We start from the raw sequence: 13,274 nt of genomic DNA, 5'->3' as shown, positions 1-13,274 counted from the left end.
ATTGCTAGCCGAGCCGGAACGCAGGCCTTGAAAGCATCCGAACGGCGAGACCGATCGAAAAGATCGCGTCATGGCGCAGCAGGTCGTCCGCCGATCTGCTCTCATCGATGCTACGACGATCAAGACTGCTGCCGTCATCGACATGCCGGAAGTGCGACAACGGGTTTCGCAGCGCCATCATGCGGCGGAGGTCGGTGACGTCTTCATCAGAGACTACCTCGCGCTCTCGGCAGCGGCGGAGGGTGTCGGCGAACTGGATGCGATCCGGAATGTCATCAACCAGAAGCCCGGCGTGAAGATATGCCGCCAGCAGATGCTCCACGAGGCCCTGACACAGCAGGATCGTCGCCACATAGTTGCCGTGCACGAACGACGAACGCGCTTCGACCCAAGCGTGATAGGCCGCATGGCCGCCGAAAATCATCGTCCCGGATCGACCCATCTGGCCGCCCAGATCTGTCAGCATCCGGAAACGGCCGACTTTCCCTGGCAGGTCGTCATGAAGGTCGGCCAGCAGATGACGGACGAAGTCCAGATCCGAAAGGTCCGATAGCAGATCGGGCTGATCGTCCCGGCTCACAGTCACGCGGCCTTCGCCCCACCGTCGAAGATCTCGTGCAGCATGGCCGGAATCAGGGCCTCCACATCCTGCGCGGTGTTGGCGCGGATGGTGCGGGCTTCGTGCGCCTTCGTCTGAAGGCGGTCGAACCAGTGCTGTCGACCGATTGGTGGGACCGGCACTTGCAAGCTTTCGAGCTTCTTCAATCCCAGCGTCCGGTTCCGTCCCGCTCCGCCAGGAGATGCTTCACCCAGCTTCTGCAATCCCTCGGGCGCCGAGAAATAGAAGCGTAGGAACTCGACGGTTGCGGTTTCCGGCGCGGGAACGCAGGTCAGGAAACGATGTGAGCCGACCCGGCCATCGTCTTCTGGCTGAGCGACGGCGACAGCGCCTTCCCAGGCAAAGACGATGTTGAACACGAGGTCGCCCGCGCAGATGCGGAACAGCTTCTTGTTGCCGACCTCAACGCCGGGCAGTTCGGGTTTGTGGAACGTGCCCCGACCGAATGACCGGACGCCGAGTTCCGGATAGGCAGCGTCGAGATCGATCTCGACCGGTCTTCGCACCAGCGGCGCGACCTCGGCCATGGGGCGCAGGGGGGCGCCGTCGATGGCGCGCTGGAAGGCTTTCAGCAGCAACGCCTGCGTCTCGCGCTCGGCCGCCTCGATGGCGTTGCGGCGGTCGTCCACCAGCGCCGCGACCCGGTCGAGCTTTTCAATGATGCGGCGCTGGTCGCCAAGGGACGGAAGGTCGATCCGGTAGCTCAGCACCTTGTCGGGGTGCACACGTTGCCTGCGGTCGCCCATTCCCTTGGCGCCGACCGCGACCTGCCGCCACACGTCACGGCGTTGGAACAACCAGTACAGGTATCGAGGCAGCAGATGGTCCTGATCGACATCGAAGGTGGGATATTCGTTCGAGACGAAGACGCCATCCATTTCCTCGGGAACGATGGCGTAAGCTCCCTCAAATGCAAAAAGCCGACTGTAAATGAACTGGCCTTTCCGCACCCGGTAGAGCGTGTTGGCGCTCGTCTGGGCCCCGTCGATCGGTGGCTTGCCGAAGACGCCGCGGGCAAAGCTGTAGATCCCGAGGTTTGGGTAGCTGCCGCGTGGATCGACGCGGCATGGATCAGAAACCAGGGACAACAGGTCTGAGAGCGGAACTTTTGCGGTGACCATCACACCCGCTCCGCCAGCACGGCCTTTATCTCGTCCATGATGCCGAGGATCCGCTGTTCCTGTGCGATGATCGCGTCCACGATCTCGGCCGGCGCGCGATGATCGGCGATCGCGCCGGAATGCGGGTTCTTGATGTCCAGGTTACAGGCGACAACGCGATCCTGCTCGTCGCGCTGGATCAGATCAGTCGCGGAGACCTTCCAGGCGCGCTCGCTCGGCTCGCGCTTCTTCCACCAGGCGAGGCAGTCCGCAAACTCCTCATAGGCCATGGGCGCGGTCTTCGAGTACTTCTTGCGGCCCTCCGGCAGCGGCATCTCGTAGTACCAGATGTCCTTCGTCGGCCCGGTCGTGTCGAAGAAGATCAGGTTTGCCGGGATGTCCGTATAGGGCGCGAACACCCCTTCACGCAGCCGGACCACCGTATGCAGGTTGAACTTCTCGAGCAGGTCCGCCTTGATCCGCGCCGAGATGCCATCGCCGAACAGCGTGCCGTGCGGAACGACGACCGCGGCCCGCCCGCGCCCGGCGCGCTTCAGCCGCCGCATGATCAGTTGCAGGAACAGCAGTGCCGTCTCGGCCGTGCGCCGGTCCTCAGGGAAGTTGTTGAGGATGCCTGCCTCCTCCTCGCCGCCGAACGGCGGATTGGTCAGGATGACGTTGACCCGCTGATCCTCGCCGATCTCGGCCAAGCGGAAGCGAAGGGCATTGCCGGGGTCAATGCGCGGGGCATGCAGGCCGTGCAGCAGGAGGTTGAGCTGGGACAGCAGGAACGGCAGCGACTTGGCCTCGCCGCCGAAGAAACTGTCTTCCTGGAGGATGCGCCGCTTCTCGACCGTATCGGCCTGGCGCTCGAGATGCAGGAACGCCTCGGTCAGAAATCCCCCGGTGCCGCATGCCGGGTCCAGGATGGTTTCGCCTAGCTTGGGGTCGGTCACTTCGACCATGAACCGCACGACAGGCCGGGGCGTGTAGAACTCGCCCGAGTCTCCTGCAGCGTCCCGCATCTCGCGCAGCAGCGTCTCGTACAGGCGCCCGAGGGTGTGAACTTCTTCCGAAGAATCGAAATGGATGCCGTCGATCAGATTGACCACGTCGCGCAGCAGGTAGCCGCTTTCCATCCGGTTGGCGAAGCCCTGGAAGACGGTTGCGATCACGTCGCGCCGCTCGCGCCGCCCATTGTCGCCGCGCAAGCCTCGGAGATAGGCGAAGAGCCCCGGGCCGCGTGTGCCGTCCGGGCGCTCGGTCATTTCGGAAACGAGAAACGACAGGAGGTCGGGACCGGTGATGCCATCGGCGTCCGCCGCCCAATCGCGCCAGCGATAAGGGGCCTCGATGATCGAGCGATAATCCTTGCCAGCAAGTTCTGCGCGTCCCTCCTCGATCCGCTCCATGTCGTCGAGGAACTTCAGGAACATGATCCAGGTGAGCATCGGCAACCGATCAAGGTCGCCGTTCAGCCCCTTGTCCTTCCGCATGATCTTGCGGGCGGACTTGATGATGCTGTCGAGACGCTGGGCAGTGGTCAGTTGCTTCGGCGCAGCCTTCTTTCGGGCGGTTGTAGCCAAGATAGAGCTCCTTCAATTCAAGCGGTGTAGAGCAGACGCTGCAGCTCGGTGACGGCGCTGCGCAGCTCCTTGCCCCCGCCGAAGCGGGCGGCGATTTCTATGACGTTGCCCCACTCGTTGAACGGGGGCACTTCAAGGATGTCGGGCAGCTTGAACTGGGCACTGCCATGTTCGGCATACTTTTCAAGCACGGCATCCAGAACTTCGCGGGCATCCGGCCCGAAGCGGTCCAGAAACTCGTCCTGCTCCCTCACCAGACGGTCAGCGCGCTCGCGCCGGGTGCGCAGCGGCGCGTTATAGGCGAGATGGCAAAGGAGATCGAACGGGTCGGCCTCCGGCTTTCCGACTGCATCAGCCAGGGAATCGAGGTCGATGCCCTTTTCCTCGAGCCGCTCGACGATTTCCGCCCGGCGTTCGGGATCGAGCCAGTCCGTGCGCAGTTCCGACGCATTGGGGTAGAGTGTGCGGACCTTGTCGCCAGTGTAATCGGTGAGCTGGCGGCAGGCGAGTTGCCGGCCGTCAGAATCGAGTTCGTACACGAGGTGCCGGACGATCGCGACCTCGCCGCCGTCGACATAGAACTTGCGGGGCCCGTTCTCGCCCTCGTCCCCCAGCTCGACCGGTCCATCCGGGATATCGGGCCCTTCAGGAAAATCGTCCGGATCCGGCGCCACTTCTTCGATCTCGCGCTCTTCCACGATGTCGCCGTCCGCATTGATCACCGCTTCGTCCTCGCGGACGGGATCGCCGTCAAAGGCGGGATCGGCGAACATGCGCGTCGCGGTTCCGGTGTAGTCGATGATGTTGAAGGCGAGCTTGCCGTAGTCGGGCCGGAGACGGGTGCCCCGTCCGATGATCTGCTTGAACTCCGGCATGGAGCCGACGACCCGCGCGAGCACCACGTTCTTGCAGGTCGGGGCGTCCACGCCGGTCGTGAGAAGCTGCGACGTGGTGAGGATGACCGGCGTCTGGGTCTCGACATCCTGAAACTTCGCCCTGTGCGCGCTTCCCACATCGCCTTCGTCGGACGTCACACGGCAAACGTAGTCGGGATGGTCCTTCACGAGATCGGTGTTCAGGGCGGCGAGCGCCTGCCGCATTTCGAGCGCGTGTTCCTGGTCGACGCAGAAGACGATGGTCTTCGCGAAGCGGTCGGTCTCGGCCATGAAGCCCGCGAGATGTTTCGCAATGGCCTGAGTTCGAGCCCGCAGCGCCACGACCCGCTCGAAGTCCCGCGTCGAGTATTCGGCGTCGGGGATCTCGCGACCATAGCGATCAAGTTCACCCCGCGTTGGTCGCCAGCCTGCAGCGTCGTAGTCCGATATGACGCGATGGACGCGATACGGGGCCAGGAAGCCGTCAGCGATGCCCTGCGCCAGGCTGTATTCATAAAGCGGATCGCCGAAATAGTTGTAGGTGTCGACGTTATCCTCTCGCCGCGGCGTCGCTGTCATCCCGATCTGGGTCGCAGGCTCGAACCACTCGAGGATTTCTCGCCAATTGCTGTCGTCGCGCGCACTGCCACGATGGCATTCGTCAATTATGATGAGATCGAAGAAGTCGCGCGCATACTCTCGGTAGAGGCCGGGACGGTTCTCGTCACGCGCGATGGACTGGTAGATCGCGAAATACATGTCGCGGCTCTTGACCGCCACGCCGCCAGCTATCTTGTGACGGGCGTCGCCAAACGGGCTGAAGTCTTTTGCCATCGGATCGTCGACCAGGACGTTGCGATCAGCGAGAAACAGCATCTTCGGGTTTCGGTTGACCCCTTTGGAATTCCAGCGTGCTGACCATAGCTTCCAGCAGATCTGGAAGGCGACGGCAGTCTTGCCCGCTCCGGTGCACAGTGTGAGAAGGGCCCGCTTCCTGCCCTGAAGGGCCACTTGGACCGCGCGGTTCACCGCGATTTCCTGATAGTAGCGAAGGGGTTTGGCTCGGTCTGGAAAGGTGGGCGTCAGCAGCCGTTCGGCCACTTGGTCGTCGACAATGCCCTCGGCGCGGCGGAGCCGAGCCCAAAGGTCATCAGGCGCCGGGAAATCCGAGATCGTTCGCTCGATGCCGGTCGTGTAGTCGAACTCGACAATCTCGATCCCGTTGGTCGAATACGCGAACCGAAGTCCAAGGATTTCTGCATATTCCTTGGCTTGTTGGAGGCCCTCCGCGGCGTGCCGGTAGCGGGATTTGGCCTCAACGACGGCGATCGGGAAATCCGGATTATAGCGGAGAAGATAGTCTGAGCGCTTCTGCTTGCCACGGCGAGCTTTGCCGCCGACAAATACAACTCGGCCGTCAGTAAAAGTTCTCTGCTCGTTTATCGCGTGCGGGCGATCATCCCAGCCTGCTTCCTGCAGCTTCGGGACGACGAACTTCCTGCAGGTGTCGGCTTCGTTCATGCGCAATCTACTTCGCCCGGTTTCGACATGCCATCGCGCAGCAAACGGCTTGTCAAAGAACTCGGCTCAGATCAACGCGCAATTCTTTGGTTTGGCAGCTCTTTCGCCTGACAACGGCTCGGAGAAGCTACAGCGGGGCCGACTGATGCCGCAAGCCTTATTCCGTCCCTGGCAGCAAGGACTCGCGCTGCCTCGACCATTCATCGGGGATCTGCACTCGCAGCGACTGAAGCGTTAGGCCCGGGGGATGCCGTGCGTCGAGTATCGCCTCGACGAGATCGGGCGCAAGCTGCGTCAGCCGAAGCACACGCGTGAGGTAGGAGACAGCGATGCCTTCCTGTGCGGCGAGGTCGGCTACCGTGGCAAAGTCACCGTTGTCGAGCATCCTCTTCCAGCGGAACGCGCGCGCAAGCGCCTTGATGAGCGTATCGTCCGGCCTCCCGCGCGCTTGGGTACCTGATGGCCGCTGCATCTCTTTCCGCCCGCCGCGCTTCACGATGCGGAATGGCACGTGGATTGTAACCGTCTCGGGGACCGCCGTCGCGCGGGTCATGCCGCTGCTCCGATGCTGCCAGACAGCATCTCGCGCGCGAGCCCTCCGAGGCCGTCCATCCGGAGCCGGAAGTTGAGCCCGTTCGTGCCGATATCGACGCGCTCGACCAGCAGCGTGACAATGCGCGCCTGCTCGGCGGGGAAGAGTTCGTCCCACAGCGGGTCGAGCTGTTGCAAGGCCGCGCGTGCGTCGGCCTCGGAGATATCTTCGGCGTAGGCACGCGCCGCCTTCCACGTCCCCGCCACGATCTCCGGCTGGCGGAACACGGCGCGGAGCTGGTCTATGACGGCGCCCTCGATCTCCGCGGCAGGTACGCGGCCTACAGGGCAGGCTCCAGCGCCGTGCTTCAGCACGGTCTGGCTGACGTAGTAGCGGTAGAGCCTGTCGCCCTTGCGGGTGTGGGTCGGTGAGAAAGCGGCGCCATCGGGCCCGAACAGCAGCCCCTTCAGCAGCGCGGGCGTGTCGGCGCGGGTGCGCGCGGCGCGCTTGCGCGGGCTCTCCTGCAGGATGGCGTGGACGCGGTCCCAAATCTCGGGATCGATGATGGCGTCGTGCTCGCCGGGATAGCTGTCGCCTTTGTGGACCGCCTCGCCGATGTAGGCGCGGTTGCTGAGCATGCGGTAGATGTATTTCTTGTCGATCCGGTTGCCGCGCGGCGTCCGGAGGCCGCGCGCGCCGACCTCCCGCGCCAGTTCCGTGCAGGACCCGATCTCGAGGAATTGCGCGAAGATCCAGCGCACATGCGCGGCGCTCTCGTCGTCGATGACCAGCTTCCGGTTCTCGACGCGGTAGCCGTAAGGCGGCACCCCGCCCATCCACATGCCCTTCTTTCGACTGGCGGCGACCTTGTCGCGGATTCGTTCGGCCGTAACCTCGCGCTCGAACTGGGCGAAGGACAGCAGGATGTTCAGCGTCAGTCGCCCCATGGACGTGGTCGTGTTGAACGACTGGGTGACCGAGACGAAGGTCACGCCGTTCCGGTCGAACACCTCGACCAGCTTGGCGAAGTCGGCCAGCGAGCGGCTGAGGCGGTCGATCTTGTAGACCACCACCACGTCGACCAGCCCGTCCTCGATGTCTTCGACCAGCCGCTGAAGACCGGGCCGTTCCAGCGTGCCGCCGGAGATGCCGCCGTCGTCATACTGATCGCGGACCAGCACCCAGCCCTCGGATCGCTGGCTGGCGATATACGCCTCGCAGGCCTCGCGCTGGGCGTGGAGCGAATTGAACTCCTGCTCCAGCCCTTCCTCAGACGATTTACGGGTGTAGACGGCACACCGCAGCTTGCGGACGAGCTTCGATTTTTCGGGCGGCTTCGTCATGTCCGCCCCCTGTGGTTCTTGAGTCCGAAGAACACCCAGCCGTTCCACCGCGTCCCGGTGATGGCCCGCGCGATGGCGGACAGCGACTTGTAGGGGCGCCCCTGCCATTCGAAGCCTTCGGCGGTGACGGTGACGATCTGCTCGACGCCCTGCCACTCGCGCAGCAGCCGCGTGCCGGTGATCGGGCGGTCACGGTCGGCGCGTAGGCTGCGCTTCGTCCTGTCGCCGCCGTCCAGTTTCTCGCCCAGCCGCTCCAGCCGCCGGACCGTTTCGGGCTTCAGCCCGCCATAGGCCAGTTCCTGGATGCGATAGGCGATGCGGCTTTCGAGGTAGCGCCTGTTGAACGGCGGCGGTTCGCTGTCGAACAGATCGCGCCACTGCTTCTTCAAGTCGGGCGTTGAAGTTGTCTTGAGCGCGGCCAGGCGCGCGGGGATGGGGTCGGGTTTGTTCATGCATTTCTCCGGCAAGTTGGAGTTGCATGACGGCATTGGTCGGGCGGATAGTGTAGGCAACTTTCTCCGGTATCGTCATATACTTCGCCCGTCTCCCGCATCCGCAACCGAACCAGCCCGAGCGCCAGCAGGCCGCACAGCTCGGTGCGGCGCTCTGCGGGCGTCATCTGGTCGGGCGTGAGCGGATTGGGGCGCTTCATGTCTTGGTACCCGTGATCGGTGGTGCTGTTACCGATCAAAAGCCACCTGACGGCTGCCGATGGGACAGCCCCATGTCGGAGCGGGAGAAAATCTATTGATGGGCGAGTGCCCCTGCGGGATGCTGCGCTTATAGTTGCCTTGGCGTCTTTAGCGAGAGGAAGTGATGGCCCCTTCATCGAAACGTAGCTTGCGGTCCCTTCAGACAGTAATTGAGAACGCATCACCCGAATCGCTTCGGGGCTTCTTTTTTCAGGACGATGAGAATTTCGTTGCGATTGCCTCGGAGATCGCTGAACCTTTTCAGCCCCTCGAAGAAGAAGACAACGAAGAGAGCCGAAATGCGGTGATCGCAGCGATCAACGACATGAAACCGGAGGTCACGCTTCCTGTCGAAATCGAGGCGCAACGCGTTTTACTTTTGACGAACGGAAAGGGCCCGTCCGCTCTCAAGGTGATTGCCGAAGAGGAACTCTCCAACGAGGAGTACGAAGCTGCGTTCACTCAGCTTGGTGAGTTGGCCGTCGCACTACACGTTCACGCTCATCATCGTCGGGCATTCGATGACGCCGTGAGCTTCCGAAATGCACGCCTATGGCGAGATGGAAAGCTGTACAGCGCATTCGATGTGGATCTCGAGCACCCCAAGCCGGTGGACGCAAACGCGATACCGAAGGAGAAACTCCTCGCTGCTGTGCGGTTGCGCCTCAAGCTTTCCGTAGATTGTGGAATGAGCGTCGTCGACCTCCCGGCCACGGAAGCGTACAAGCCGTCGGTTCTGGTGATTATCCGGATTCCAAAGGACATCACAGGTATTCCCGAACATCTCGACAATGGAGGCAGGCGCCTTCGCTTTCTGCGACCGCAAAAGGAAGTTCTGCTGATCTACACCCCTGTGGAACAAAGGATCGAGATTTGTGCTGATACAGCCCCAGAGCGCGCGTTGGTTTCTGAGTGTTTTGCAACCGAGGTCCTGGGGCACGATGTATCGACGAAGCCGCTGACGTGGGTGAATTACGATCTTTCGCAGTTCTTCAGGACGCTCACGCTTGACCCACCTGCCGTGCCCGGGTTCCTCGTGGACAAGACTGCGCTCGTCGAAATCGAGGTGCGCCTCGCCAGGTGGAAGCAAAGGCTTCGTCTTTCTGTCCCGTTTGGCGACGAGATCGAGAAGACAGCGCAAAGCTACCTGGCGCCCGCCCGCGTACTTCAGCGCGCGTCGGGGATCTCCCGAGCCGTCATCGCGGTGCGCTACCGGCGCCAGGAATCCGACCCTCCGTCCCTCCTGGAGATCACGATCTCCGACCGTAACCGCTGCAGCCTGCTCAGCGATCCCGATCCCGAGCTTCGCAGGCTGGGGCGGACGCTTCTCACCGAGTGGAAGATCCAGCATCCCTTCCGAGACCTCAGCTCCGGCGAGCTCGGCGACTTCCTCCCCTTGCTGCTGGAACTGCATGACCGAGGGGAAGACACAGTCCCCGCAACATTCTTCTCGGAGAGGAAAAGCGACCCGGATCGCCTCGTCGAGGCCAAGCTGATCGTGCGCAAGGACGTCGATGACAGCGTGATCGACGACTTCGACGACGAAGACGTACCACCAGCGAAGGACCGGATGCTCTATGCCATCAGCACGGAATGGCTCGAGCAGCGGATCATCGAGGCTCTGCAGAGCGTGCTGTCAATTCAGGGGAAGCAAGAGATCACAACGAGGCTCTTCTTCATCGGCAGCATGTCCATCGATGGAAAAGATGTTCCCTGCTACCTCGCGCGCGGATTGGGCGAACAGAAGTGGTTCGTGGATGCCGAGGTCCAATTGCGCATGCGATCCGGAGCGGGCCCCGGCATCGTGTTCTGCGGGAAGGATCCCGGCTGTAAATGCATCGCCGCGAACCTCATCATGACCCTTCCCCGGGCCATCGATGGCTCGGCAGGATTTGCCAGCCTCGATAAGAGCTTCGTCCAGACTTTCTTCCGTTCGAACCTCGGACTTGCGCTCGGCGGCACGGCCCTGACCCTCGTGGAAAACGCGGATGGGGAGTCAGGAACACTTCACGTGCCCGGAAAGCCGGAGTTGCCTTTGTTCAGCGAGCAGCAGGTCCACTGTTTCCGGCTGCTGGTCGACGCGAAGAAGAAAGGTCTACCCGGGGTGAAGACCCGCGATCTCATCGACGGTTCGAAGTCGACCGGCATCCAGCAGATGCTTGGAAAAAAGCGGTGGCCGATCTTCCAAGACTACATCGAAGACCTCGGCCAGTCTTGGTGGGGGTTGAAGACAAACTGATCTCTCCTCGATCCATGCCGGGCGTGCAACCGCCCCGTCGATGAACCGTCGATGATTGGGGGGTTAGACGGTCGATGATTCTGTCGGCCAATGGGGGTGCTCACTCAGTCAGAGGAGCACCCCGATGCCGACTCCCTTCCCCCCGCGCCAGGCAGCCCAGACGAGCTGGTCCGGCGCCGCGAAGACCAAGCCCACCACCCACAACTCGGAATGGCGCTGCACGCGCTGTGACAAGCTGCTCGGCGTCTGCCGGGACGGCCGCATGCACCTGCGCTTCGCGCGGGGGCACGAGTATCTCGTGGGCTTCCCGGTGCAGGCCACCTGTCGGGGCTGCGGCACGCTGAACAACGCGACCGCACCCGCGCGCTGACACGCGCTTTCACCCAACACCCTGAAATCGCAGAGACGCGCGACGTCCTGACCTGGCCACGAGAAGGCGCCGGACGCCTGGCCGCAAGGCAGGCGTCCGATGTCCTTCGCGTGGCACGAGATCCGTGATCACCTCATGCATTCTTCTTCCAACCTTCACTTCCAGCGCAGTTTCGACGCCGTCCGGCGTGCGCAGGCTGCCCTCACACCGTTCCGGGATCCGGCGGCCCTGCTGGACGGGCTGCATCGCACGACCGGCGATCCGGCCCGGAAGAACGTGATCCTCGCCGCGCTGGTCGGGGCGGCGCAGGGCGACGGGCCCACGTCCGACTGCGCCCTGACGGTGCTGTTGCTGGCGCTCTGGCCCGGCCTCGACGCCATCCGGCGCCGGTCGATCTGGCGCAGGATCGGCACCGCCGACGAGGTCGCCTCCGACGTGCTGGGGCGCACGACCGAGGCAGTGCGCGGCCTCGACCTCGGCCGCGTCAACTGGATCGCGGCCACGGTGCTGCGCAACGTGGAGCGCGACATGATCCGCGCCCGCCAGCGCGACCAGGCGCGCGAACATCTCGCCAGAGGCGCCGATCCCGACGAGGTGGCGGACAGCGGCGACAGCGGGATCGGCGCGGCCGGGTACGCACAGCTGAACGGCGCCGTGCGGAAGCTGCTCGGCGACGACGCCCTGCTGGTGATCCGCGTGGCGATCGAGGGCTTCTCCCAGGCCGAGATCGCCGTCGAACTGGGGCTGACCGAGGCCGCCGCTCGCAAGCGGTACCAGCGCGCGATGCGCCGGCTGCACGACGCCCTCCAGGAAATCCCCTGAGCCGATGTCCCGAGCCGGTCTCGCCGGTGGCTTTTCCCATTCGAGCGCCCCGAGCGCCTTCCCTCCAACCGAAAGCAGACACGCATGAACCGCACTGCCGATCTGTCGCTCGAGGATTTCAGGCGTCTTCCGGGGCTCTATCGCCGCTGGGAACTGACCGAGGTCTGCGAGCCCAACCGCAACTATCAGATCGAGGACGCCGGCGCCCACGCCGACGGGACGCCGCTCTTGGCGATCTACGTCGCCGAGCCCGCGCCCGACGTCCGCGAGGCCGCGTGATGCGCCTCCTCGATCACCTCATCTCACGGAGAAAAGCCATGCCGGACCAGCCGGACGACATCACCCGTCTTCGCAAGGCGAGCTACGCTCTCGAAGACCTCCCCGAAACCATCGCCTTCCCGCAGCGAGCCAGTGACGAGCCGCGCGAGCCGCTGCCTGTCATCGAGGCGACCGTCGACGAGATCGCCTTCGCCATCGTGGAGGCGGAGCGCGAGAGCACGGCCGCCTACCGCCGCGCCGACGCGCTGAAGCGCCTCTACAAGCTCGCCCGCGAGGCGGGGTGCATCGGCGCAGATCGCGCCGCCACGGCGGTGATGAAGAAGGAGGGCCAGTGATGGCCCTTCCCATCATCGGCGCCGACGAACGGCTCGCGCAACGCAAGGGCATCAAGGGCGTCATCTTCGGCCGGTCCGGCATCGGCAAGACCAGCCTGCTCTGGACGCTGAACGCCTCGACCACGCTCTTCCTCGATCTCGAAGCTGGCGACCTGGCGGTCGAGGGGCTGGAGATCGACACGCTCCGGCCCCGCACCTGGAAGGAATGCCGGGATTTCGCGGTGTTCATCGGCGGGCCGAATCCGGCGCTGCGTGAGGACCAGCCCTACAGCCAGTCGCATTTCGACGAGGTCTGCGGGCGCTACGGCGATCCGGCGGTGATCGGGAAATACGAGACCGTCTTCATTGACTCGATCACCGTTGCGGGGCGGCTCTGCTTCCAGTGGTGCCGCGGCCAGCCCGAGGCGTTCTCCGAGAAGACCGGCAAGCCCGACATCCGCGGCGCCTACGGTCTGCATGGCCGCGAGATGATCGGCTGGCTGACCCACCTGCAGCACACGCGCGGCAAGCATGTCTGGTTCGTGGGCATCCTCGACGAGCGGCTCGACGACTTCAATCGCAAGGTCTTCCAGCCGCAGATCGACGGCAGCAAGACCGGGCTCGAACTGCCGGGCATCGTGGATCAGGTCATCACCATGGCCGACATCCCGGACCCCGGCGGCCAGCCGCAGCGCGCGTTCGTCTGCCAGACGCTGAACCCCTGGGGCTTTCCGGCAAAGGACCGCTCGGGCCGCCTCGACAGGGTCGAGGCCCCGCATCTCGGCCGGCTGATGGAGAAGATCCAGCGCCCTGCAGCGCCTGCCGCCGAACGCCTGACCTGGCCGCCGGTGACCCCGGCCGATCCCGCCCCCGCGCAGGAGCCCGGCCATGGCTGAGCGCACCGCGCCACGCCCGGTGTCCCGATCCGGTCGCCGGGGTGGCTTTTCCCCACTGACGCCGCTGCGCGTCCCACCCTCCAACT

The 13,274-nt window shown here is 64.0% G+C and carries 13 protein-coding genes; 6 read left to right on the top strand and 7 right to left on the bottom strand.

What is annotated here, in order from left to right:
- Window positions 1-4 precede the first annotated feature (4 nt).
- The 7 genes from I9P22_RS00575 to I9P22_RS00545 form a co-directional block, all read right to left on the bottom strand.
- Window positions 5-580 (bottom strand): hypothetical protein, encoded by a 576-nt coding sequence (locus I9P22_RS00575; protein WP_199257484.1) that lies wholly within the window; start codon window positions 578-580, stop codon window positions 5-7.
- Window positions 581-582: 2 nt separating this feature from the next.
- A complete protein-coding gene (locus I9P22_RS00570) occupies window positions 583-1,740 on the bottom strand; it encodes a restriction endonuclease subunit S (RefSeq protein WP_199257483.1) in 1,158 nt (385 codons plus the stop codon).
- Window positions 1,740-3,305, bottom strand: a complete 1,566-nt coding sequence (locus I9P22_RS00565; protein ID WP_199257482.1) for a class I SAM-dependent DNA methyltransferase — start codon at window positions 3,303-3,305, stop codon at window positions 1,740-1,742. Before I9P22_RS00565 ends, I9P22_RS00570 begins: the two co-directional genes overlap by 1 nt.
- 17 nt (window positions 3,306-3,322) lie before the next feature.
- Window positions 3,323-5,701 (bottom strand): EcoAI/FtnUII family type I restriction enzme subunit R, encoded by a 2,379-nt coding sequence (gene hsdR / locus I9P22_RS00560; RefSeq protein ID WP_199257481.1) that lies wholly within the window; start codon window positions 5,699-5,701, stop codon window positions 3,323-3,325.
- 157 nt (window positions 5,702-5,858) lie between these two features.
- On the bottom strand, window positions 5,859-6,254 hold the full coding sequence (locus tag I9P22_RS00555) for a hypothetical protein (protein WP_199257480.1): 396 nt from the start codon (window positions 6,252-6,254) through the stop codon (window positions 5,859-5,861).
- Entirely contained in the window at window positions 6,251-7,576 is a 1,326-nt protein-coding gene (locus I9P22_RS00550; protein ID WP_199257479.1) for a recombinase family protein, read from the bottom strand. Before I9P22_RS00550 ends, I9P22_RS00555 begins: the two co-directional genes overlap by 4 nt.
- Complete coding sequence (locus tag I9P22_RS00545) at window positions 7,573-8,028, bottom strand: DUF2924 domain-containing protein (RefSeq protein ID WP_199257478.1); 456 nt, start codon at window positions 8,026-8,028, stop codon at window positions 7,573-7,575. The genes I9P22_RS00550 and I9P22_RS00545 overlap by 4 nt, the downstream gene beginning before the upstream one ends.
- Window positions 8,029-8,392: 364 nt before the next feature.
- Between I9P22_RS00545 and I9P22_RS00540 the strand changes: the two genes are divergently transcribed.
- The 6 genes from I9P22_RS00540 (at window position 8,393) to I9P22_RS00515 (ending at window position 13,188) form a co-directional block, all read left to right on the top strand.
- On the top strand, window positions 8,393-10,507 hold the full coding sequence (locus I9P22_RS00540) for a hypothetical protein (RefSeq protein WP_199257477.1): 2,115 nt from the start codon (window positions 8,393-8,395) through the stop codon (window positions 10,505-10,507).
- A gap of 124 nt (window positions 10,508-10,631) precedes the next feature.
- Window positions 10,632-10,877, top strand: a complete 246-nt coding sequence (locus tag I9P22_RS00535; RefSeq protein ID WP_199257476.1) for a hypothetical protein — start codon at window positions 10,632-10,634, stop codon at window positions 10,875-10,877.
- 99 nt (window positions 10,878-10,976) lie between these two features.
- Window positions 10,977-11,699 (top strand): RNA polymerase sigma factor, encoded by a 723-nt coding sequence (locus tag I9P22_RS00530; RefSeq protein ID WP_199257475.1) that lies wholly within the window; start codon window positions 10,977-10,979, stop codon window positions 11,697-11,699.
- Window positions 11,700-11,783: 84 nt separating this feature from the next.
- The gene (locus I9P22_RS00525) at window positions 11,784-11,978 is read left to right on the top strand and encodes a hypothetical protein (RefSeq protein ID WP_018303655.1); all 195 of its coding nucleotides are present in this window, start codon (window positions 11,784-11,786) and stop codon (window positions 11,976-11,978) included.
- Window positions 11,979-12,016: 38 nt separating this feature from the next.
- Window positions 12,017-12,313, top strand: coding sequence for a hypothetical protein (locus tag I9P22_RS00520; protein WP_199257474.1), 297 nt, complete (start codon window positions 12,017-12,019; stop codon window positions 12,311-12,313).
- Entirely contained in the window at window positions 12,313-13,188 is an 876-nt protein-coding gene (locus tag I9P22_RS00515; protein WP_199257473.1) for an ATP-binding protein, read from the top strand. Before I9P22_RS00520 ends, I9P22_RS00515 begins: the two co-directional genes overlap by 1 nt.
- Window positions 13,189-13,274 lie beyond the last annotated feature (86 nt).

This window comes from Paracoccus binzhouensis (assembly GCF_016446475.1).
Taxonomy (GTDB): domain Bacteria; phylum Pseudomonadota; class Alphaproteobacteria; order Rhodobacterales; family Rhodobacteraceae; genus Paracoccus; species Paracoccus binzhouensis.
This window is presented reverse-complemented; position numbering and strand designations above follow the sequence as displayed.